At 39.9% G+C, this 21,661-nt stretch carries 23 protein-coding genes; all 23 read right to left on the reverse strand.

The window, feature by feature from the left end:
* Positions 1 to 88: 88 nt before the first annotated feature.
* The 23 genes from N746_RS0106810 to rfbC all read right to left on the reverse strand — a co-directional run bounded on the left by N746_RS0106810 (position 89) and on the right by rfbC (position 21,658).
* Complete coding sequence (locus N746_RS0106810) at positions 89 to 520, reverse strand: MaoC family dehydratase (RefSeq protein ID WP_029935140.1); 432 nt, start codon at positions 518 to 520, stop codon at positions 89 to 91.
* On the reverse strand, positions 517 to 1,188 hold the full coding sequence (locus N746_RS0106815; RefSeq protein ID WP_029935142.1) for an acetyltransferase: 672 nt from the start codon (positions 1,186 to 1,188) through the stop codon (positions 517 to 519). Before N746_RS0106815 ends, N746_RS0106810 begins: the two co-directional genes overlap by 4 nt.
* The gene (locus N746_RS0106820; protein WP_029935143.1) at positions 1,185 to 1,778 is read right to left on the reverse strand and encodes a sugar transferase; all 594 of its coding nucleotides are present in this window, start codon (positions 1,776 to 1,778) and stop codon (positions 1,185 to 1,187) included. The genes N746_RS0106815 and N746_RS0106820 overlap by 4 nt, the downstream gene beginning before the upstream one ends.
* 6 nt (positions 1,779 to 1,784) lie before the next feature.
* Complete coding sequence (locus N746_RS0106825) at positions 1,785 to 2,939, reverse strand: glycosyltransferase family protein (RefSeq protein WP_029935145.1); 1,155 nt, start codon at positions 2,937 to 2,939, stop codon at positions 1,785 to 1,787.
* Complete coding sequence (wecB, locus tag N746_RS0106830; protein ID WP_029935147.1) at positions 2,939 to 4,069, reverse strand: non-hydrolyzing UDP-N-acetylglucosamine 2-epimerase; 1,131 nt, start codon at positions 4,067 to 4,069, stop codon at positions 2,939 to 2,941. Before wecB ends, N746_RS0106825 begins: the two co-directional genes overlap by 1 nt.
* 12 nt (positions 4,070 to 4,081) lie before the next feature.
* On the reverse strand, positions 4,082 to 5,188 hold the full coding sequence (gene wbjC / locus N746_RS0106835) for a UDP-2-acetamido-2,6-beta-L-arabino-hexul-4-ose reductase (RefSeq protein WP_029935148.1): 1,107 nt from the start codon (positions 5,186 to 5,188) through the stop codon (positions 4,082 to 4,084).
* 2 nt (positions 5,189 to 5,190) lie between these two features.
* Complete coding sequence (locus tag N746_RS0106840) at positions 5,191 to 6,225, reverse strand: polysaccharide biosynthesis protein (RefSeq protein WP_029935151.1); 1,035 nt, start codon at positions 6,223 to 6,225, stop codon at positions 5,191 to 5,193.
* A gap of 2 nt (positions 6,226 to 6,227) precedes the next feature.
* Positions 6,228 to 7,397 carry a glycosyltransferase gene (locus tag N746_RS0106845; RefSeq protein WP_029935152.1) on the reverse strand — a complete coding sequence of 390 codons (1,170 nt, stop codon included), beginning with the start codon at positions 7,395 to 7,397 and terminating at the stop codon, positions 6,228 to 6,230.
* Between the two features lie 16 nt (positions 7,398 to 7,413).
* Positions 7,414 to 8,460 (reverse strand): EpsG family protein, encoded by a 1,047-nt coding sequence (locus N746_RS0106850; RefSeq protein WP_029935154.1) that lies wholly within the window; start codon positions 8,458 to 8,460, stop codon positions 7,414 to 7,416.
* Positions 8,461 to 8,493: 33 nt separating this feature from the next.
* Positions 8,494 to 9,369 (reverse strand): glycosyltransferase family 2 protein, encoded by an 876-nt coding sequence (locus N746_RS0106855; RefSeq protein ID WP_029935156.1) that lies wholly within the window; start codon positions 9,367 to 9,369, stop codon positions 8,494 to 8,496.
* Between the two features lie 451 nt (positions 9,370 to 9,820).
* Positions 9,821 to 11,347 carry a hypothetical protein gene (locus N746_RS0106860; protein WP_029935158.1) on the reverse strand — a complete coding sequence of 509 codons (1,527 nt, stop codon included), beginning with the start codon at positions 11,345 to 11,347 and terminating at the stop codon, positions 9,821 to 9,823.
* 334 nt (positions 11,348 to 11,681) lie between these two features.
* Positions 11,682 to 12,467: a hypothetical protein gene (locus N746_RS0106865; protein ID WP_029935160.1), complete on the reverse strand. Its 786-nt coding sequence runs from the start codon at positions 12,465 to 12,467 to the stop codon at positions 11,682 to 11,684.
* Positions 12,464 to 13,888: a lipopolysaccharide biosynthesis protein gene (locus N746_RS0106870; protein WP_029935162.1), complete on the reverse strand. Its 1,425-nt coding sequence runs from the start codon at positions 13,886 to 13,888 to the stop codon at positions 12,464 to 12,466. The genes N746_RS0106865 and N746_RS0106870 overlap by 4 nt, the downstream gene beginning before the upstream one ends.
* Positions 13,885 to 15,060, reverse strand: coding sequence for a TDP-N-acetylfucosamine:lipid II N-acetylfucosaminyltransferase family protein (locus tag N746_RS0106875; protein WP_029935163.1), 1,176 nt, complete (start codon positions 15,058 to 15,060; stop codon positions 13,885 to 13,887). The genes N746_RS0106870 and N746_RS0106875 overlap by 4 nt, the downstream gene beginning before the upstream one ends.
* Complete coding sequence (locus tag N746_RS0106880) at positions 15,057 to 15,587, reverse strand: hypothetical protein (protein ID WP_029935164.1); 531 nt, start codon at positions 15,585 to 15,587, stop codon at positions 15,057 to 15,059. Before N746_RS0106880 ends, N746_RS0106875 begins: the two co-directional genes overlap by 4 nt.
* A 41-nt stretch (positions 15,588 to 15,628) precedes the next feature.
* Positions 15,629 to 16,390, reverse strand: coding sequence for a DUF2971 domain-containing protein (locus N746_RS10680; protein ID WP_029935166.1), 762 nt, complete (start codon positions 16,388 to 16,390; stop codon positions 15,629 to 15,631).
* Positions 16,391 to 16,458: 68 nt separating this feature from the next.
* A complete protein-coding gene (locus N746_RS0106890) occupies positions 16,459 to 16,878 on the reverse strand; it encodes a MaoC family dehydratase (protein ID WP_029935168.1) in 420 nt (139 codons plus the stop codon).
* 1 nt (position 16,879) lies between these two features.
* Positions 16,880 to 17,503: an acetyltransferase gene (locus N746_RS0106895; RefSeq protein ID WP_029935169.1), complete on the reverse strand. Its 624-nt coding sequence runs from the start codon at positions 17,501 to 17,503 to the stop codon at positions 16,880 to 16,882.
* Positions 17,500 to 17,649 (reverse strand): DegT/DnrJ/EryC1/StrS family aminotransferase, encoded by a 150-nt coding sequence (locus N746_RS10845; RefSeq protein WP_245603344.1) that lies wholly within the window; start codon positions 17,647 to 17,649, stop codon positions 17,500 to 17,502. The genes N746_RS0106895 and N746_RS10845 overlap by 4 nt, the downstream gene beginning before the upstream one ends.
* On the reverse strand, positions 17,646 to 18,734 hold the full coding sequence (locus N746_RS0106905) for a DegT/DnrJ/EryC1/StrS family aminotransferase (RefSeq protein ID WP_051678564.1): 1,089 nt from the start codon (positions 18,732 to 18,734) through the stop codon (positions 17,646 to 17,648). The genes N746_RS10845 and N746_RS0106905 overlap by 4 nt, the downstream gene beginning before the upstream one ends.
* Positions 18,718 to 19,686, reverse strand: coding sequence for a Gfo/Idh/MocA family protein (locus tag N746_RS0106910; RefSeq protein ID WP_029935173.1), 969 nt, complete (start codon positions 19,684 to 19,686; stop codon positions 18,718 to 18,720). The genes N746_RS0106905 and N746_RS0106910 overlap by 17 nt, the downstream gene beginning before the upstream one ends.
* A complete protein-coding gene (locus N746_RS0106915; RefSeq protein WP_029935175.1) occupies positions 19,673 to 21,094 on the reverse strand; it encodes an NDP-hexose 2,3-dehydratase family protein in 1,422 nt (473 codons plus the stop codon). The genes N746_RS0106910 and N746_RS0106915 overlap by 14 nt, the downstream gene beginning before the upstream one ends.
* Before the next feature lie 21 nt (positions 21,095 to 21,115).
* A complete protein-coding gene (gene rfbC / locus N746_RS0106920; protein ID WP_029935177.1) occupies positions 21,116 to 21,658 on the reverse strand; it encodes a dTDP-4-dehydrorhamnose 3,5-epimerase in 543 nt (180 codons plus the stop codon).
* Positions 21,659 to 21,661 lie beyond the last annotated feature (3 nt).

Genomic DNA, 21,661 nt, shown 5'->3' on the forward strand with positions numbered 1-21,661 from the left:
GCCTGCTGCCCAAACACCGCCAGCAATTACGAAGACGCAGCGGCAAATTCCGCCACAATTAGTTTGAGTTAGGTCGCACCTGACTTTATTAACCCTTTGGAGGTATATACATTTCAGCTTCACCATCAATAACAACTTTGTTCTTTACCTTACAGGTCGTGCTAAAAAAGACTCTACGTTTTACAACATCAATTCCTACAACTTCAATAGTCGCAATTACTTCGTCACCTATATAAACAGGGCGTTTAAAATTTAAGTTTTGACTAACATACACGCAACCGCGCCCAGGTAATTTAGTACCAAATAAAGCAGAAAAATATGACGCCGACATCAAACCATGAGCAATTCTTTTTTTAAAACGAGTAGAAGCCGCAAATTCCTCATCAAGATGGGCAGGATTTTTATCACCTGATATCTCAGCATAGGCAACAACATCATTATCCGTAATAGTATGAGATGAAGACTCTTTCATGCCCACTTCAATTTCATGTATATCAAACTCTTTAAAATTGTCAGTCATCGCATTTTTCTCATGTTTTCTTTAGTTAAAGGTACAGCTGGATTCCCGAATACTGTAATACCCGCAGAAATATTTTTAGTAACAACAGCACCGGCTGCAACAATAGCCCCTTCACCTATAACTAAAGGCTTATTAGGCTTACCCTGCTTAATAATTGCACCTGTACCGATGTAAGCATGACTCCGAATATGAACATTACCATTACACTTCACACCAGGTCCAAAAGTAACGAAATCGCCAATAACGCAATCATGTGCTACGTAACTATAAATGTTGGCGTGAAATGCCTTACCGATTTGAACATTAGACGTTAATGTTGTAAATGATGTAAGGATTAAATTTTCACCAGTATCAACCTCATCTAAAACTACCGCATTCTTAGCAATTATTGAAAGATGGTTGATTCTATTTTTTTCTAACTTCTCAAACAACACCTCTCTGGTTTTGCTGTTAGCAATAGCGAGCGTTGCATATTTTGCATCCGCCTCAAGCTTCAAAAAAGCATCGAACGTACAAACCTTTACACCATTTACAAATTCGTCAGTCACACCATCGTCAATAAAAACAAATTCTGCCGCTAGTCCATTAGAAAATGTTTCACGCACTAAGGGCATAACCTCACGCCCAAAACCACTTGCACCATAAACCGCATAAATACTTTTACTCATTTTTGAGTCCCCCTAAATGCTGGCATTGTTGCTTCGCCTTGTGCAGAAATCCCATCGCGAACAAACACTTTTTTTAGCGTTAAAAAGATAATCTTGATATCCAACCACAGCGATTGATTATCGACATACCAGACATCATATTCAAACTTTTGTTCCCAGCTAATCGCATTGCGACCATTTACCTGCGCCCAGCCGGTAATACCAGGCTTGGTTTCATGGCGGCGGGCTTGTTCGGCAGAATATAACGGCAAATAATCCATCAACAACGGACGCGGCCCCACCAAACTCATATCGCCTTTTAACACACTCCACAGCCCTGGCAATTCATCCAAACTGGTCGAGCGCAAAAACCGCCCAAACTTGGTCAATCGAACCGCATCCGGTAACAAAATACCCTGCGCATCGCGCGCATCCGTCATCGAACGAAACTTCATCAAAGTAAACGGCTTAGCCGCCAGGCCTGGTCGCACCTGCTTAAACAACACCGGCGAACCCAGCTTAACCCGCACCAACAACCCCACCACCACCAAAACCGGCAGTAACACCGGCAGGCTTAATAAAATCAAAGACACATCAAATACACGTTTCATTTTTCTCTACTTCTCAAAAACTATGCGGTTTAACGATTCAACAAAGCTATCAATACTGAGCTTTTGTATTAATTCTGTGTTGTCAAACTTGGCTGGCTCAATTTCTCTTCCTTCTATGGCAAATAACGCCTTCACTAACTCAGTCGGATTTGGGGCAACATTAAAGCCATAGCCGTTTTCTTTAACCCATTTCCCGACACTGGTATCGCTTGAGCATATAGACAAAATACTTACCCCTGAAGTCAAATAGGCCGAAGTCTTACTTGGAAAGGCAAATTTTGTCACCTCATCATTAATTGGCAATAAAGCCCATTCATAACACGAATTTAACGCTTGAGCCTCATTGGGAGAGATAACACCCAAATAACTAACCTGCTCAAACTCGTCCGACAGTTTGGCGATTTCACCACTAAACACGCCGCCGCCTGCAAACACAAACGGTAAACTTCCGCCTTGCTGATAATAAGCCCTAATTGAATCCAACAATAACGGAATACGTTGCAATCTGCCCGCATTACCCGTAAATACCAGGCCTGGTTGTTTCTCAATCGAATCATTGGAACCTTCACCAAACGTCGCTGGATTATCAACTAGATAAATCGGTGCGTTGGTTTTAGAGCGTTCGATAATCACCTCACGCATAATATAGGTCAGTGTCACTATAGCTTCAGCATTGCGCATCACCATCGCATCCATCCTTCGCAAAACCTTATAGACCCACTTATTTAAAGGGATAATAATATTGGCGGCTTCAGGGTGAATGTCCTGTAAATGATAAACATAACTTGCACGGAACAACTTGGCATAAACAAACACGATAAACGGCACTAAAACAGGTGGGTCTGTCGAAATATAAACTTTTTTGGGACGAGTTAAAACCAACGACCAAAACGTCCACAACATAAAAATTAATGCATCCACTATGCGCCAAACTAAATGAGTAGCTGAATTTGAACGGGCTTTACACGCTCTAAGCACCACGCACTCACCGCGCCCAGCATTAGCCAGCTCTGCCTTCAAATCCACATCCGACTGGGTAATTACAGAAACCTTGTGATTTTCAGCTGACTTTTCAGCCAACTGCAATAATGCTTCACCAATAATTTTGCTCTTTGGCCAAAAACTACGGTTAATAATGGCGAAATCGCAACGTTTAGTCATCAATACTTTTTCCAAACCACACGATTAACATAATCGGTATAACTATGAATAATGCGCACCATTTTGTCAGACACGTTAGGCATGGAGTAATCATAAACTTGACGAATCAAACGTTTATCATCGCGTGGTTGACTGTCAATAATCGCCAAGCTTTGCATAATACGATCTTTTTGCAAACCGGTCATAATCACCGCCGCTTCTTCCATGCCTTCAGGGCGTTCGTGGGCTTCGCGCAAGTTTAATGCCGGGAAATTCATAATCGAGGATTCTTCGTTAATCGTGCCGCTATCAGATAGTACGGCCTTGGCACACAACTGTAGCTTGTTGTAATCTTTAAAACCCAGCGGTTTTAATAACTGTACCAAAGGATTAAACTTAATCCCCATCGCATCGACTCGCTTTTGCGTTCTCGGATGCGTTGAGACAATTACGGGCATGTGATAGGTTTCCGCAATCGTATTTAAAGACTCTGCCAGATTTAAAAAGTTTTTATCCGAATCGACATTTTCTTCACGGTGCGCACTAACTACAAAAAACTGATGCCTTTTCAGCTTCAGACACTCTAAAACATCAGACGCCTCAATGCCTTCACGATACGTATTCAATACCTCAAACATCGGGCTGCCGGTTTTAATCACCATATCCGCTGGTAAACCTTCGCGTAACAAATAATCACGTGCAATTGTGCTATAGGTTAAGTTTATATCCGCCATGTGATCCACTATTCGGCGGTTAATTTCTTCTGGCACACGCTGATCAAAACAACGATTGCCCGCTTCCATGTGGAAAGTCGGAATCTTTCTGCGCTTGGCTGGTAGCACCGACATACAGCTATTAGTATCGCCCAAGACCAATAAAGCTTCTGGCTGAACTTCGGCTAAAACCTTATCGACAGCAATAATGACATTACCAATGGTTTCAGCACCCGAAGCACCCGCCGCGCCTAAAAAATAATCCGGTTTACGAATACCTAGATCATTAAAAAAAATCTCATTGAGTTCATAGTCATAGTTTTGGCCGGTATGCACCAGAATATGCTCACAATGCGCATCCAGTTTTTTCATCACGCAAGACAAACGGATTATTTCTGGACGCGTGCCAACAACCGTAACCACTTTTAATTTTTTCATTTAAAACATCTCTTAAACTTTATAAGCAACCGTATCAGGTTTAGCCGGGTTAAAATTTTCATTCGCCCACAACATCACCACCATTTCATCATCACCCACATTAGTAATGTCGTGTGACCAACCAGGCACAGTTTCAACGATTTCAGGCTGCTCACCGGTGGTATAAATTTCAACGGTTTCATCAGTCACGATATGCCGAAAACCAAAACGTGCTTTACCCTTAATAACCAAAAACTTCTCAGTTTTCACGTGATGATAATGCCCGCCACGAGTAATCCCTGGGTGCGCGGTAAAAAACGAAAACTGACCGGAGTTTTTGGTTTTAAGCATTTCAACAAACACGCCGCGCGGATCTTCATTCTTTTTCAACGGATAATTAAACTGATTAGGCGAAATATAGCTGATATAAGTGGCATAAAGTACACGCATAAAGCCATCACCAACTGCCTCAGTGATCAAAGTTTCGCGGCTCTCTTTAAACTGAATCAACTGATCCGCCAACTCACCTACTGTGGTTTGATAAACAGGTTCTACATCAATGTGCAAAGTCTCTTTGGGTAGTTCCGTCATCACGTGCATAAAAGAGGACACTACATCGCCAATATGTACCAAATTTAGCGGTGCATCTGGGTCGTTAATTTGAATGGGCAAACCATGGCTAATGTTATGGCAAAATGTCGCTACCGCTGAATTGTAGTTAGGCTTACACCACTTACCAAACACATTTGGCAAACGGTAGATATAAACTGGGTTTTCAGTTTCAATATACAAATTCAACAAATGCATTTCGGCCTGCAACTTACTGCGTCCGTAGGGATTCATGCGTTCGGCTTGAATTGAAGACGATAAAATGACCGGTATTTTTTTGCCACTAGCGCGAATCGCATCACATAGCAATTTAGTTAAATCTGCATTGCCTTCAAAAAACTCTTTTTCTTCTTTTGGCCGATTAACCCCCGCCAAATGAAAAACAAAATCGACCCCAACCACCAGGCCTGGTAAGTCGGCAGGATTCGATTCTCGTGTAAATTTAACAATCTCAATGTCAGCACGGCGCTGCAAAGTAACGCATAAGTTCTTACCAATAAAGCCATCCGCACCGGTCACTAAAACTTTCATTATTACTCCTCCGGTGTGGCGTGTTCACCGTTTGCAATTTTTTGCATAAATTCAAGTTTAAGCAATAGCTGCTTCATGCCTTCCACATCCAAACGTTGTGTATTGTGCGAATTGTAATCTTCCAATTCCGAGACTTTTTTATCGCCCTCTTCCACAAATTTAGCATAATTCAAATCACGCAAATCTGGTGGCACACGATAATAATCGCCCATATCCACGGCACAAGCCATTTCTTCACGACTTAACAAGGCTTCAAACAATTTCTCACCGTGACGTGTCCCAATAATATTAATCGGATGATCTGGCAAACCAATCATTTCGCGCAAGGCGATTGCCAAGGTTTCAACTGTGGCGGCGGGAGCTTTCTGCACAAAAATATCGCCATTGTTACCATGCTCAAATGCATACAACACCAAATCCACTGCATCTGCCAAGGTCATCATAAAGCGTGTCATATTCGGATCAGTAATCGACAAAGGCGTACCTGCTCGCATCTGTTCAATAAACAACGGAATTACCGAACCACGCGATGCCATTACATTGCCATATCTTGTACCACAAATAACGGTTTTTTCATCATCCACATTGCGTGACTTGGCGACCATCACCTTTTCCATCATTGCCTTAGAAATACCCATGGCATTAATTGGGTAAACCGCTTTATCGGTACTCAAGCAAACAACACGCTTCACTTCATTTTGGATCGCCGCCTCAAGAACATTTTCCGTACCCAAAACATTCGTATTCACCGCCTCCATCGGGTGAAACTCACACGAAGGCACTTGCTTTAAAGCAGCCGCATGGAAAATAAAATCCACCCCACGCGTCGCATTCAACACAGAACGGAAATCCCGCACATCACCAATATAAAACTTCAATTTTGGATGCGCATACTTCTTGCGGATATCATCCTGCTTTTTCTCATCACGCGAGAAAATACGAATTTCTTTCAAATCCGATTCCAAAAACCGCTTTAACACCACGTTACCAAACGAACCTGTGCCGCCGGTGATCATTAATACTTTATTTTTAAACATACTTAAACCTTATCTAGGTTAAATCGTTCGACTGCAAACTCAAACAATCTTCTATTAGCCTCTAAATCAGCATTAGAATTGACACGCTTTAATCCATTTTCAAAAATTATCTGACGACTAGACGCTCTTTCTTCTGAACTTAAATTTGCAAAAATCTCAATTTTTTTTACAAACTCTTTCATTGAATTAAGAGGTAAATCCCAACCAATATTATCATCTGCAAGATCTCGCCAAGGAGTTTGATTGCTAATTAAAACTGGTGTACCAACGGATAAGGACTCAGCAATTACATGGCCATAGTTTTCACCACGCGTTGGAAAAAAGAATAAATCATATCTTGAAAAAATCTCAGCGACTTGATCAGATTTAACGGAACCATAATAATTAACCGTAATATTAGTTGGCAATGCCTCAATTAGTTTTAAACAAATTTTCCAGTAAGCTTCATCTTCTTTTGGACCATAAATATCAAACACAGCTTCATTTGTAACAAATGCCAAGCATTTTAGTGCGTAATCTAAGTTTTTCTTTGGTGAAAGACGTGAAAGAAAAACAATCTTAAAAACCTTAGACGGTCGATAGTTAAATTTAAGGTCAGAGTTCGTTAACCTAGAAGACAAGTTTTTAGCTACAAGAACGCTATCTGGCTTAACAGATAAAGCATCAATAATATCTTGACGCTCAAACTCGCTAGAAGCCTGCCATAAAACACCCTGATATAAACCGATCCAGGAAGAAACCCTTATAAATAATCTTTTTTTAAAAGGTTTTATTTCCATAGCGCCTTTAGAAAATTCACCGCGTGGCGCTAAGACTACTGGACACGGCTTGACCTTCCCAATTCTCATTGCCAACAAGGGTTTTATTGAAAAAATTGAGTCAAAAAAACTATTTAAATAGAGAACATCAAAAGAGGTTTCATTTATGAGCTTTGCTATTGCATTGAAAGAAAGTTGCTTTGGCGACAAGTACATAACACTAGCACCCCCATAATTTTGCCAAGAACCCGGAATTACGTGTTCAAAAGGTAAAACATCAGCTAAATCACGATCACTCGTAACAACATTGAACTTAAAATCTTCTAAATTCTCAACTAGATTACTTATGCTTTTTACTGGACCACCAGCCTTGTATGCAGGCTTATAGTATCCAGTAATGACTAATATCTTCATCGTTTAAACCCTTTCTTCAAAACACACCCAAAAAAACATTTGAATATGGTAAATACTGTTCAGATGTAATGTTTCTATAAAAAAGCATAGAACCATAGAGTAGTAAAAAAGCATATAAAAAAAATTTTTCATAGGCAGATAAATAAAAAACAACTATTGAAAAAAAAATTATTATAAATATATAAAAATAGTTAGCCAACCTTATAAAGTAACCATAATCTATAAGCATACAATTCAACAAAACACCCGAGAATGTTACAGAAAAATACAACAATACCTCTTTATGTTTATAAAAACCCCTTATTAAAAACAAATAAATAAATAAAATTAAAAATATTAAAACTTCAAATACAGGCCTCATTCCAAGACCACCTTGAACGTTTTTTTCTATATTCATAAAATAACCATGTAGATTATTTGGCACATAACCACTAGCAAAAACTATATCTATAAAAAAACTAAAGGAAAATAATGAAGCAGCCAAAGCTAAAAAAGATAAAACTGGATAAAAGTAAAAAAATATCAGGAAGACCCCTATCAAGGCGGAATAATGAATAAACGACGCAACAGCTAAAATAAGTAAATATTTTATTATTATTTTATCATTTGAAAATGATATAAAAGCATATAAAACTAAAACAATTGAAATACCCTGCTTAACAATATTATTAAAACTAAATAAAAATCCAAAAATGATAAAACTATAAATAAATATAAAATAGTTTAAGTTAATTTTTTTTGATGTTAACCATAACATGACATATGTAAATAGAACTGTAAATAATATATAAACTTCTGAACCCGTACCTAACTTTGTGAAAATCAAAGTAAAATAATAAAAAATTGGCTCCAACTTTTCCTGAAGAAAATATGTATCGCCTAAATAAATACGTTGATATATATCAACATAGTTTTGATAATCGGTTCCGACATCTACCCTTAATCCAAAAATAAAAATTATTATAGCAATTGGGATAAAGGAAAAATATCTATTCCTGAAAATCCATGCAGAAAAGAGTACTAGCACAACACTGGCCGTGTAAAAAAAAACTGATAAGTACATGAAGAAAAAAGCCCTTTAAAATTTATTCTTGATTTAAGAACGAGCAATTTTTACTAAATTAAATAAAACCCCAATAGTAAAAATAGTTCCATAAATTTTCACAATATAAACCAAAATGGTTAACGTCAGCTTTTCACTCACTGTTAATCTATGTGCACGCCATTGAAGCAAAATAGCACGGGGGGGCAAAAAACCCATAATAATACTCCTCGTCAATCCGTAGAACTTGCTTCGACTTCGTGCAGCGGCACCACCTGAAACACGTTTTTGTTTTTGAAAAATTTCTTTTAAACTATCTCTAGCAGGGTGCTTAACAACCACGTCAGGTGCATATTGTATTGGAATCCCCAAGTCTTTTGCTCGCCAGCCCCATTCGTTGTCGCCGCCTGACATGAGCGAATCATTAAACCACCCCACCGTATCAAAATGCTTGCGCCAAGTGATCATATTTGCCGTTACAGATCCACCGGCTTTGGCATTCGATTCCTGATCAAACGCAAAGGCTTTTTCATAAATTTCAGCTAAGGTTAGTTTATCTGACTTAAAGAACAACTCTACTCTTCCTGCAATACGCTCTGCTCCTTTTTGCAACCTTTCAACCGCATTGATTAACCAATTCTCTTCAGGAATACAATCAGAATCGGTAAATGCAATAACCTCACCTTTTGCAATGCCTAATGCCGCATTCCGTGCCGCATAAGAACCAGGTTTTTGTTCACTTAATAATTGACAGTTTGTTGGCAATTTTAATTCTATTGGTGGTGTATCTTGTGGATCGTTATTTACAACAAGAATTTCAAAGTCTTGTTGTCTTATTGTTTGCGCTTCTAATGCATTCAGGCAGAGCTGCAATCTTGGCCAATCGTGATAAGTTGGAATAATCACGCTAATTTTAAGTTTTTCTGACATCTTGTTTTTATTTCCTCAACCACTATATCTATCGGGCACTTGGCCTAGTGGTCTTATTGCTTAATTTTAAGTTTTTAGTTTTTTAATTTGTTTACAATGTATTCTGTCGCTTACCATTTGTTCTTCTGTCTTGTGGCCGAGTATATATACGCCCGCGGCAGGAAGTATCCAGAGGATAGCGAGCAAAAGCGGTGCATTATGGCAAAATTACACCCAGTAGCATGACATTATGCAGTACCAATAAAAAAATTGCTGTGTTCTCTAAGGTGTTTATAGCTGTCTGGATCAAAACAACCTCATTTTCGCGCTTTGTGTACCACACGCGCCGACCACCGTGCCTACGGCATAACGCACGATATAGACTTCCCACCAGCGGTTTGTTTGCTTCACTGCTTGTCCTTTTTAATGCTCAACCCTTTGCGCAACATACCCATGGACCTGACTGGTGGTATTAGCGTTTTACGTGCCTTCTAAAGACGACCAGAGCTTGCCAGATAAAAGCTGAAATAAATAATCCAATGAGTAGGCTTAAAAATTCGATACCGGGAATGGTGAGGTGTTTAAATAAAGGAATCTCTTTAACGAAACCATTAAAAAAATAGTCCAAGCATTCAAAACACGGATTACATGGTTCACAAACTTGATAAAGCCAGTTTTCTTGTTGTACAAAGTGCAAAGTCTTTAAGACCACCAACGCGCCTAGAATCCAAGCGACAGGTTTCCAGTAGCTTTGCCCGTGATCCGATACTGCCTTATTAAAGCCTAACAACAACTTTTCCCAAAACACGCCCTGCCCTGGCTGATTCAACTCGCGCCGATAGGCTTCCATTTCATAGGCATAAAAACGATTCGCTTCAATATGGTTACCAACCGCGTCGAACGAATGTTTGATAATGCGGAAGGTTTCACGGTCGATCTGTTTTAGTGCCGATTCAGTAAAGGTGATGCCTAAAAAATTCGAGGGTTGATTAAAAACTGCACCATGCAAGGTTAAACATTCCTGAATATCAACACCACTCGCATCCAGCGAATAGTGAAATGACGCTTGCGACACATTTAGCACGCCAAGGTTTGCGCCTTTGATTGAACAAAAATGATTAAAACTGGTTTGTGAAATCATCAGCTTATCGGCATATAAACCATCCAAGTTAAAGGAAAATTCACACTGACAATCAGAAATCAAAAACATTTTAGAATGCAAAAACTTGCAATCAACCTTGGCAAGAAAAACACAATTGGAAAGCGAAAAGCTATCCACTTCCATCCTGCTTAATTCAAAATCGGATTCAAATGTGACATCCGATAAGGTAATGTTTTCGGCTTTAGATCGCTTATCGGGATCATCTTTATCACTTGTTACCATAATAAGTTGGTTTTTAACCCGAATTCCGCGGACAACTAAACTGTTAAATTCACATTCAACAATCAGGCCGCCAAACAGATTCAACAGGTTTTCATCGGTCAAATTATGATCAACCACCAAACACGAAGTAAAAGTACAATCTCTGAAAATCTGCGAATCTTTAGCGTGCTTGCGTGCTATATCATTAACTTCCAGCGCACGCAATCCGAGACGATAGGTTTTAGTAAAGGTGCAATCAATGAAGGTATAGAAAAAAGGCAAAGTTGGAAAATCTTCAACTTCAATCGTGTAATTTTTAAAATCCACCCAAGCACATTTTTTTAGCGCGTTAAAAATCTCATCCTCAGAATCATTGGAAATCTTCAAACCAGCAACAACCACCTGGTCATTTCTTAAAAAATCAACCAACTCTAATAATGGGCTAGGTTTTTCATCATGCATTAACACCGTCCGAGTGCGATATTCTTCACTCGTCAACCAGGCCTGACCACCCTCAACAAACTGATCTCGACCTAAATAATCCAACACCTCGACTTCTGTTAAAGCCGACGTCGGATAAGCACGCTTAAAGGAAACAAACACATCCTGCGCTATTTGTTGAAGTAGTTCAGACATTATCGACTTCACTTCCCTGGTTTATTTTTTACGAGCATACAAATCCAAACTATTTAGACATCCTTTAACGCGCTCATCGCATTCTGCCTCAGAAAGCATTGTCGTTATTTCAATACAATCATCTGCAGTCTTGGTGAAAGTCGCTGTGTCGTCTTCATAGTACCGATCCACTGCATCAAAAAAACACGCCAAGTTATATTCAACTTCATTGGGTGTTAATTCATCGCGGAATGCCTGTGCCCGCGATGGCCCATCATATTTGTAATAAGTTGGTATTTATATTTGCTCACTCTTCATCCTTAACTTATACGCAGTTTTCAAAGACCCAGATTATCTAAAACAGCGCCACCAAGCCCACGCCTGCGCCGATAATCCAAAACGCGATTTCCATGCGTTTATAGCGCGCGTTTTGCGCTGTGTGCTGTTTGGCAGTGATTAGGTCGGACAAGTCTTGCACTTGGGTTTTCATTTCATCATGCACTTGCGGCAATTCAAATAGTTTCGACAGAATCGGCCAGGCCTGGCGGAGTTCGTGGCGATCAATTAACACTGGATTGCTGTAGTAGTTTTTTAAGTCAAACGCTAAAATCGCCTCGCGGTAATCAATCATTTTTTCTAAATCTTTGGAATCATAGGCCTGTGCGACTTTTTGCAATTGCATCTCAGCATATAAGTTATAGCTTCTTGCCAGCAAGTACAGTAACTGATAGCGTACAAATACATCCGGCTTGCCAAACTTCGGCCAAATCCATGCACCCTTTTCAGCAAACACTGCTTTTACCGTTGTGCTTTCAAAGGTATTCGCTTCACAAACGGCTAACGTGCTACTACCGCGCAACGATTGTGAGATCGCCTCTGGTACGGCATCTTTATCCGCTTGATAAAAATCGAATATCAAACTCGGCTTGGCCTTGTAATCATTTAAGGCTTGCCCCGCGTCACCATTCGCAACCAGCGCAAAATAAATACAACCAAAAAAGCCGATATACTCACGGTTTTTCGCATCTTGATAAAACTTCACATCCACCAACAAACTAGGCTGCAAAAACTTATGCGAATTCGCAACCGGTTTTGCATCAGCCGGCAAAAGGGATAATTGAATCGCGCGGGTTGGGGTCATGATTTATTCTTTAATCTCTTAATAACTTTTTCTACCACAAAACTATACGCCTGTGTGCTTTGGGTTTTGAAAGCAATCAGCCCTATCAACAATACGGTTGAATAAAAGATGATTTGAAGCAAACCCACATCGATTAAATTAATCAGAAGACTCAAAACTAACAACAGTAAAATAAACCCATACATCCGCCAGCGTTCAAAATTCACCCATAGCTTTGAGCTCGCTTCGGTACGAATGGTGAAGAAGATAAAAAAAGCTAAAGCCGAACCCATTGCAGCGCCTGCTGCCCCGTATATCGGAATCAAAAACCAGTTTGCAATCGCGTTGAACACTAATGCTACCATTGCGGCAAGCAAAGAAAACATCGTCTTGCGTTGAATACCAATTCCCACACCGGTCGATTCTGACAAGGTATAAAGCAACGGATAGGCCATCGCCGCCAATAGTATGTACTGAACACTTATATATTCAGGTGGCAATATATAGGGAACCACCCAAGAAAACATACCTGCCAAAGACCAAATCAAAATCACCGCCAGAGTGACAAAATCCATCACATTTTTAATTTTCTTTGGGTCAACGCCCTCAGACGCCCATTTATACACTACTGGCGCCCAAATCGTCGAAAAAATAGCTTGAAAGACTAAAGCCGCACCTGCAAAACTCACAGCAACGGAATAAATTCCCAACTCTTCAAACGAGGAAATGGTTCTTAAAAAGACCTTATCCATAGTGGTTAAACCCCAAAACGCCACACCGCTACCAATCAACGGAATGGCATAGCGGATCATTTGATTTTGCTTGGCTTTATCAATGGTCGCCGTGAGCGCGGGTATCCAGTCTTTACGCGTATTCCACGCATAAACCATAAACACCAACGATAAAGCCAACACATTAGCAAGCATCAGGTTTTCAAAAATAGCCGCGGCACCAAGCCACATATAGCCCAGCACAATCACCAAAAATAATAATTTTGGCAATAATTGACTCATAGAAAAAGCCAAACCACGCTCCTGCATTCGCAAAATCAAACTCAAAAAACGCGAAAAGAAGCTGAGCAAAATCGCTAACACCATTAAGCCACTTAATAAAAGCGAATCCATGCCAAACAACACTTCAGAAATCGACCAAGGACTTAAAATCACCGCAACAAGCGCAACCAGTAGAATCAAAAACCCTGGAATAAAGACCGCTTTCAGCAGGCCAGGTTTATCTTGCACCTCGTGGAACTCGCGAACATAGGCCTGATCCAAACCCAAACTAAATAATAGCAACGCAAAACTTATTGTTACATTCAGCATAGTCAAACGCCCAATATCTTCTGGCGAAAACAACCACGCCACAATCGGCAAGGTGATCAACCCCAATACCGCCGCGCCAATCGGCCCAACTGAAAAGGCTAAGACTTTACGGGGGTTCAAGCATGCTCTCCAAGGTCAAGGTGAAAACTCACCAAGTTCTTGGTTTTCAGGTCTATCGCTTGTTTTGACCAGTGCTTATATAGTATTGCGATATTCGTTTGTATCTCTTGTTCTGTTAAAGGTGCTTTAAGCAGGTCTGGTTGTTGTTCTAATTCCATTATTGTGTTCAAAATAGCACCATCGTTTTTTAGCATTTGATAGGTAGGATTCTCTTCACGCAAAAACACTCTAGCGCCTAAGTAAAGCATAATCACGATGTTCCCTACGGCTTGTTGGCGTTTGTGATTCATAATCGCAAATCCGCATTGTTTTAAAAGCGCCACATAGTCATCAATCGCCATAAAATCGACAACCGGATGAAAACGTTCACCAAAATTTAACTCACCTTGTTCAAGCATCGCTTTTTTATAACACGCATCGCCATAACTTAACGGTGCGACAATTTTTGAATGTAGTCCAATTACATCTTCATTAGCTTGTATTAGCTCGAACGCCTCAAGATGATTATTAGTAAACGAGGCGCTATTACCCAATAAAATCGCATCGCCATTCACCCTTTCACCGATAAAGTTTTTGACTAGGCTTTCTTCCAGCGAACCGTAATTCCAAGGCATTAAAGCTGGCAAATGCGTAATCAACCCCGCGTTTGCAACCAGTTTGTGTTCTTCAGATAACACAGGCGAAAAAGAACCAATGCGTTTTAAGGCTTTATTTTTAAAAGCGAGTTCTGTCAGCTTTCGCGCCACCTTTTTTGCTAATTTGACTGGATGTAAAAAATCAGCGAATGATGTTTTTCTGCAAGATTTTTTTAATGGCAAGGTTTCGGATAACAATAACGCATCTTCGTTTTTGTAAATATAGCTGTAATAATCATACCCCCAACCCAACCACGCAAACTTAACCCCTGCTGGTGCCAACGCCACCAATGGGAACTTAAACAAGTCAAAACCATGAATCACGACCAAGTCAAAGGCTTTCAACTTTTTTAAAAAAGACGGCTTCAAGGTATCAAAAAAAGTAAACTCTAAATCGCGGTGATTTTTAGATACATGGCCATCATGCCCATTCGCAAACATCCAAACTGTGTTTTGGCCTGGATACACATTTTCGAAGGTCGTTAAGGCATGGCTTATAAATTTGTTGTCTGTGGTTATGTGTAAAATCTTTTTCATTTAATCTGCTTTCTTAATTCATTGCGCAACGCTTTGTGTGCTTGCTCAACAGCTTGGTAAAACTGGTCACCGAAGCCCAGTGCTTTTTTCTCAAGCCAAATGGGGTAATTTTGTACTATTTCTGCCTCTTCGGTCTCTTCATCTATGTAAGCATAAACAACAGTTTTCGCCTTGGCTATTTGCGCAATTGTTACTTCGCTTAATAACACATCGTACTTTTCTAAAAAATAGCTCAAAAACTCACCGTGATCCGGTAACTGTGATGATAGATGCTTCATTACATCATCCCACTTATCAGCAAAATGATGCTTTTGGGGTAACAGCCCATAGAAAAACGAACTAAACTCTTGAGCGGCCAAATATTGATGCTCAAAGAAAAACTCTGACTTCTTTAGCTGATTTTTGATTTCCTCTTGTCTAATAACAAGTTTTGAGCGGTATCGTTCAATAAACATTGGCACTGCTAATCCACTAAGCGCACCAGTAACAGCACTTACAGCAAAAGTAATTATCCAATCCCAACTCATCTTACAGCCATCCCTTTCAGCCACCAGATCTGGTGGTTTTGTTAAATATTCACCAGTTCTATCTCAAATTTGCCTGTTTTAAACTTAGCTTGTTTAAATGCCACATGACCAAAACCGTTTTGCCTGCACAGGTTTTGTATTCTTGCAATTTCAGATTCAGGCGTTTTAGCACCGACAATAATCGTTTTTAACGACTCTTTTTTAAAAGTTTTATTACCGTTACCGTTCAGATCTATAAAACGGTATTCCTGCTCATAAGCCCAGTCGGTCGCTTTTGTTAATTGCTCGGTTACAAACTGTTCTTGTTTAGGTTTACCTACCAAGGCATAAGAAAGTAATTCATATTCGTTATTTTCTGCATAATCGACTTTTAATGGATGACCTTTAAAACTAGCGGTGGTTGAACCTAAAAATAAATCCGGTTCAAATTCGTAAACAATGCCTTTATGATTGTTAGCGTAATGCGACCACATCAAAATGTTGTACGGTGATACTGAAAAACAGCACACCCCCATTTGGCTTCTGAATTGATTGAAAATCAGATTCTGCTGGTCAACAAACCTTTCATTGCTGCCCCAGCGTTGCATTATTTCATCGATTGTTTGCGGATGATCCGGTTTGCTTTGCAAAAAACCACCCCAAAAATATTTAATCTCTGCCTGAGAGTATTCTTGTCGATAATCTAGTCTTGAATCTAATGGATCGTTGAAATTTTCAGGTTTTGTAAACCACAACTGAGCATTCAAAATCACTTCGTCACGATGTTCATTTGTGTGCGGGGTGTAACGATATAAAGTATTCACTGCAAACCTACTTTTTTTATCAAGCAATCCATATACAAAACTACCAAGCCTGGTGGTTTTGATTCACATCATGCAGGTTCAGGTACATACAATTCTGCATCACCAACAATCACTATCTTTCCACTCACATAACAAACTGTTTTAAAAAATACTCTTCTTTTTATTTCATCTTTTTTGGTTACGGTGACTTCAGCCGTCACTGTGTCATTAAGATAAACGGGTCTTAAAAACCTCAAGTTTTGGCCAACATAAACACAACCTTCGCCTGGCAACTCTTTGCCAAACAACGCTGAAAAAAAACTGCTTGAAATCATTCCATGCGCGATTCTTTTCTTAAACTGCGATTTCTCTGCATATTCATCACTCATGTGAACGGGGTTATTATCACCAGATAAACCTGCGAAGGTTTTAACATCGGCATCTGTTATAGTCTGGCTATAACTTCGCATCATTCCAACCTCTATGTCATCAAACGAAACTTTTGCCACTTTATTCTCCTAGTGTTTTGATAACTCTAGCTGGGTTTCCCACCGCAAATTTGTTGGACTCCAAATCCTTACTCAATACACTTCCCATTCCAAGTATAGAGTCTTCACCAATGGTTATTTTTTCTACCAAAGTTGCACCGGTACCTACATTGACACCATCACCAATAGTTATATTTCCTGAAATTGAACAATTTGGTGCAATTGTCACAAAATCACCCACTTTCACATCATGTCCAAGCGTTGTATTAAGATTAACAATACTATGTTTACCAATTTGAACATCAACTGTCGCTATTACACCCGCACAAATAATTGAACCAGTACCAACAAAACTGGCATCAATAATTGCAGAAGGGTCAATTAAGGTTGTAAATTCAACACTACCGCCTAACTTTTCAAAAATAGTGCGGCGACCATTTGGCGAACCTACCCCAATAACAAAGTCACATTCAAGGTAGTTTTTATAATCTGAAACTTTTCCAATAACGGGTACACCCATGATAATAGCGCCCTGCTTTTCTGGTGTGTCATCTAAAAACCCTTTAACAACAAGCCCAAGTCGCTGTGCCAACCACAAAACCTCTTTTCCAAAACCACTAGCACCGATGATAATTAGCTTCTTCATAAACCTTCCTTTAAAGCATTTATAACTTGTTTCTGTTCTTCATCATTCAAATCCGGATAAATCGGCAAACATAAAACCCGGCTGGCAATATCTCTTGAAACTAAGCAGGCCTGATTGTTTTGAATTTGTGGGATCCAAAGTATCATGCAATCAATCTTATTATTTTTTCGATATCGTCAATCTGTAGGTTTTTATATAACGGTAAACACAGTATTCGCTTTGCAATACTTTCTGATTCAGGCATCGGTTGATATTCGACAATATGACCTAGTGTGTTTAATGAAGGATAAAAATATCTTCTAGGGAAGATTTTTTGCTTGTTTAATTTTTTCTCTGCCTCCAATAATGTTTGCTCGGTTTCAAAAATAACGGGAAAGTAGGAATAATTGCACCCATCTCCGTTTAATTTTTGGAAGCTTAACTTTGAGTTGGCTTGCAGTGCGTCACGATAAAGCAGGTATTTGTGTTTTCTGTCGGCTAAGACTTCATCAAAATACTTTAGATTCGCTAAACCTAATGCAGCATGAACTTCAGTCATTTTGCCGTTGAAGCCATCTTCAACGATGTCTTTGTTTTGATCGTGTCCAAAAAAACGTATGCGTTTTAGTTTTTCGTGCAGGTCTAAGTTGGTGGTTATACAGCCGCCGCCTTCTGCGGTGTTAAGCAGTTTGGTGCCGTGTAAGCTGGTTGCGGAAATATCACCCCATTCTAAAACGCTTTTGCCGTTTACCGTGGTGCCGATGGCGTGTGCGCCATCATAAATGACTTTGAGGTTGTGTTTTTTTGCTATGGCTTCGATTTGTTCGACATGACATGGATTGCCGAATACATGCACCGGCATAATCGCCACAGTTTTATCGGTAATTAAGGCTTCAATTTTAGCCGGGTTGATATTTAAGGTTTCCGGGTCTATGTCGCAAAAAGCAGGGGTACAGCCCTCCCATTTTATGGCGCTGATGGTGGCTACCCAACTGAATGGCGTGGTGATGATTTCGCCTTTTAACTCTAAGGCTTTGATCGCCATTTGAATGGCAATGGTGCCATTGGTGACGGTAACGAAGTTTTTAATATTTAATGTATTACAGAGTTGTTTTTCCAACTCTTGCACCAATGGCCCATTGTGCGTGAGTATGCCGCTTTGCCATACGCCTTTTAAATAATCCACATATTCTTCGAGTGGCGGTAATGAAGGTTGTGTTACATAAATGGGTTGATTATTTTGCGCGTTCACTTAATTCACCTATCAGCCTGGCTTGGTTAATGTTTTGATGGTATTCATCGTTTAAATTTTGTTTGGTATTGATGCAGTTTGCAAAGTGGTTGAGCATATTAACAAAGTGATTGTCTTCTGGTAACACAATGCTTTCTTTGCCTTCTTGGGTTTCTATAATCACCTCGGGCTTTACGCCTGGGCCAGCTGTAAAAATTCTTGTAGCAGTAAGTTTGCCTTTTGTGCCCCATAATTCCAGGTTGTTTTGGTAAAAATGGTCAAAGCCAAACGCGATTTGTGAAGTTAGCTTGCCATTTTCTTGTTTAACAAAAGCGCTTCCCCAAATATCGACTTGTTTGTCGGCGGGAAAGGCTAAGCTTGAACTATCAACATAAATATCGTTGCCGAGAAAGATTTGGCTGATTTTTATTGGGTAGGCGCCAGCATCTAGCAACGCCCCACCACCGAGTTGTTTGTGGTATCGGATATTATCGGCATCTGGGAACGGTGGAAAGCCAAAGCTGGCACGTATATTTCTTAATTCGCCTAATTTGCCTGATTTTAATACTTGTTGGATGTACGCCATTTGTGTGTGAAAACGAAATTGGAAATTTTCAATCAACACAAGCCCTTTCGATTGTGCCAAGGTATTAAGTTCTTGTGTTTGCTCTAGGCTACAGGTCATGGATTTTTCAACTAGAACATGTAGGTTGTTATTGAGTGATTTTTTTATCCATTCATAATGCAGGCTATTCGGCAGAGGGATATAAACGGCGTCTAATGTCGCGTTAATCAGTTCGTCATAACTCTCAAAGACCTTGGTTTCAAAGTCGCTTGCGGCTTGTTTTGCTTTTTCCGGGTTACGACTGGCTATTCCGTATAATTCAAAGCTTGGTGTTTGTTTAATAGCCGGAATAACAAAGCGTCTTGCAATGCTTGCACAGCTTAGGATGCCGATTTTAATTTTGTTCATTTTCGCCTCGCGTGTAACTGATCGTGGCTATTAGGTTGCGTGCTTGAATGTTTAAATAGTTATTAAACTTTATAAAGGTATGCAGTTGATTGAGTGTCATCCAAATAAAGTTATCGGGTAATTGTTCACCGAAGGTTTCGTCTGCAATGACAATGGTGTTGCGATTTTGTTCTTTGTAAAAGCGCCCGCCTTCCTCGGATTGCAGGGTATCGAAATATATTTGCTCGGGTTTTGCATTGAGGATGTAGTCTAAAAATGGAATGGTGTTTTGGGGTGAGGCTTTGTAATCCCCTGTCAGGGTTTGCACTGTAGGGGCAAATTCAACAATATCGTGGTTGCCGCATTCGACTTTGGCTTGAACGGCAAAGTGCATTACTCCATCAATGGGTTTGCAAATAAAGGCACACAATCCCTCTTGTGCTGGCTCGACCATGGGTTGTGACCAGGTGACGACTTCACGGTTTCCGATTTCTACATCTACCCCTATGATTTTGAAGTATTTGTTATCAGGCCTGGTGATTTCGGTTTCGGTTACTTGCCAGCCGTGCATTTGCGATAAGGGGATTTGTTTCACGGTTAGATCATTAACGCTTTTGATTTGAGTCATAAAGGTAATAATTTCTTCAATCGTGTGCTGTGCTTTGTTATTGATTAGCGCAGATTGTAGGAAGCTTTGCTCTATCGATTTTCTTTGATTAAGGTAGCTAAAAAATTCAACAGTTTGTTGGTCGTAGCCGCCAAATTCAATGCCGGATACAACGGTTCTTGCATCCATGTTTACAAGATTATCGATTTGCATGAGTTTTTTTAGTTGACCAAGCGTTAGCCAGATAAAATTTGGATGAACTTCTATTTCTTGGTCTATTTTAATAATGATGTTTCGATTGCGTTTTCTTAGGAATCTTGCTCCCTGCTCGGACTGGAGTTGGTCAAGGAGTATTTGGTCTTTGCTGGCGTTTTGGAAGTATTCAAGATAAAGGGGTTTTTTGCCACCGTGTGTTTGCAGGTAGTTACTTCGTGTCGCTTGAAGCGTCGGCGAAAGTTGAACAAAGTTGACATTGCCCGGTTCAATCTTGGCTTGTACCAAAAAATGCAAAACACCGTTTATTTCTTTTACGATAAACCCTAGAAAACCTATTTCGGGTTGATTGATAATCGGTTGATCCCAGGTCGGCTGGCTTCCCCAAGTGGTTTCAACCCGAATGCCGTCGATGGTAAAAAATCGTCCGGTTTCATGTCTAAGGTTGCCAAGTTCTTCGTCAAAATACCATTTTTGTAAATTTTTAAACGGCACTTTGTTGATGGATACATTGACGATGTCGTTTTGGTGTTTGACCCAATCGACTACCGTTGTAATTTCTTTGGTTGTTAGGGCGCTTTTTAAAAAGGCGTATTGTTTATTCTTCATATACTGTCAGCTTCGTTTATCTTAGTGTTGCACTGGTAAATCGGGATGATTCCGATCTTTATCCGATAAAGTTAATTGGTCATGGGGCAGAATCCAGTCAATTTTTAATTTGTCTGAATCAAAGGCAATCCCGCGAATGTTTTCACTGGAAAAATAGTTATCCACTTTGTAGGTATAAACGGCTTGCTCACTTAACACGACAAAGCCGTGCGCAAAACCGCGTGGTATAAACAGTTGCTGTTTCTTGATCGAGTCCAATTTTACTGCAATGTGTTGAAGATAAGTCGGACTACCCTGACGAATATCTACCGTGACATCCAAAACTTCTCCCTCAATCACCCTTACCAATTTGCTTTGCTCATAGGGTGGTAATTGGTAATGCAAACCTCGCAACACGCCTTTGGTGGATTTAGATTCATTGTCTTGGCAGAAGTTGACTTTGTAATCGACGGCTTGTTCAAACTTGTCTTGTCGAAAGGTTTCCACAAAGTAACCACGATGATCGCCAAGTATTTGAGGCTCAATTAGTATGATTTCAGGTATGGACTGAGGTATAAAGTTCATTTA

The sequence above is a fragment of the Thiomicrospira pelophila DSM 1534 genome (assembly GCF_000711195.1).
In the GTDB taxonomy this organism is placed as follows: domain Bacteria; phylum Pseudomonadota; class Gammaproteobacteria; order Thiomicrospirales; family Thiomicrospiraceae; genus Thiomicrospira; species Thiomicrospira pelophila.

Bases quoted from the DNA above. Each gene is read 5' to 3' on its own strand.
- N746_RS0106865 (WP_029935160.1), bottom strand. From the start codon at position 12,467: ATGACCCCAACCCGCGCGATTCAATTATCCCTTTTGCCGGCTGATGCA.
- N746_RS0106850 (WP_029935154.1), bottom strand. From the start codon at position 8,460: ATGTACTTATCAGTTTTTTTTTACACGGCCAGTGTTGTGCTAGTACTC.
- N746_RS10845 (WP_245603344.1), bottom strand. From the start codon at position 17,649: ATGATACTTTGGATCCCACAAATTCAAAACAATCAGGCCTGCTTAGTT.
- N746_RS0106820 (WP_029935143.1), bottom strand. From the start codon at position 1,778: ATGAAACGTGTATTTGATGTGTCTTTGATTTTATTAAGCCTGCCGGTG.
- N746_RS0106840 (WP_029935151.1), bottom strand. From the start codon at position 6,225: ATGTTTAAAAATAAAGTATTAATGATCACCGGCGGCACAGGTTCGTTT.
- N746_RS0106880 (WP_029935164.1), bottom strand. From the start codon at position 15,587: ATGAGTTGGGATTGGATAATTACTTTTGCTGTAAGTGCTGTTACTGGT.
- N746_RS0106875 (WP_029935163.1), bottom strand. From the start codon at position 15,060: ATGAAAAAGATTTTACACATAACCACAGACAACAAATTTATAAGCCAT.
- N746_RS0106810 (WP_029935140.1), bottom strand. From the start codon at position 520: ATGACTGACAATTTTAAAGAGTTTGATATACATGAAATTGAAGTGGGC.
- wecB (WP_029935147.1), bottom strand. From the start codon at position 4,069: ATGAAAAAATTAAAAGTGGTTACGGTTGTTGGCACGCGTCCAGAAATA.
- N746_RS0106910 (WP_029935173.1), bottom strand. From the start codon at position 19,686: ATGAACAAAATTAAAATCGGCATCCTAAGCTGTGCAAGCATTGCAAGA.
- N746_RS0106815 (WP_029935142.1), bottom strand. From the start codon at position 1,188: ATGAGTAAAAGTATTTATGCGGTTTATGGTGCAAGTGGTTTTGGGCGT.
- N746_RS0106895 (WP_029935169.1), bottom strand. From the start codon at position 17,503: ATGAAGAAGCTAATTATCATCGGTGCTAGTGGTTTTGGAAAAGAGGTT.
- N746_RS0106825 (WP_029935145.1), bottom strand. From the start codon at position 2,939: ATGACTAAACGTTGCGATTTCGCCATTATTAACCGTAGTTTTTGGCCA.
- N746_RS0106855 (WP_029935156.1), bottom strand. From the start codon at position 9,369: ATGTCAGAAAAACTTAAAATTAGCGTGATTATTCCAACTTATCACGAT.
- N746_RS0106915 (WP_029935175.1), bottom strand. From the start codon at position 21,094: ATGAAGAATAAACAATACGCCTTTTTAAAAAGCGCCCTAACAACCAAA.
- wbjC (WP_029935148.1), bottom strand. From the start codon at position 5,188: ATGAAAGTTTTAGTGACCGGTGCGGATGGCTTTATTGGTAAGAACTTA.
- N746_RS0106860 (WP_029935158.1), bottom strand. From the start codon at position 11,347: ATGTCTGAACTACTTCAACAAATAGCGCAGGATGTGTTTGTTTCCTTT.
- rfbC (WP_029935177.1), bottom strand. From the start codon at position 21,658: ATGAACTTTATACCTCAGTCCATACCTGAAATCATACTAATTGAGCCT.
- N746_RS0106845 (WP_029935152.1), bottom strand. From the start codon at position 7,397: ATGAAGATATTAGTCATTACTGGATACTATAAGCCTGCATACAAGGCT.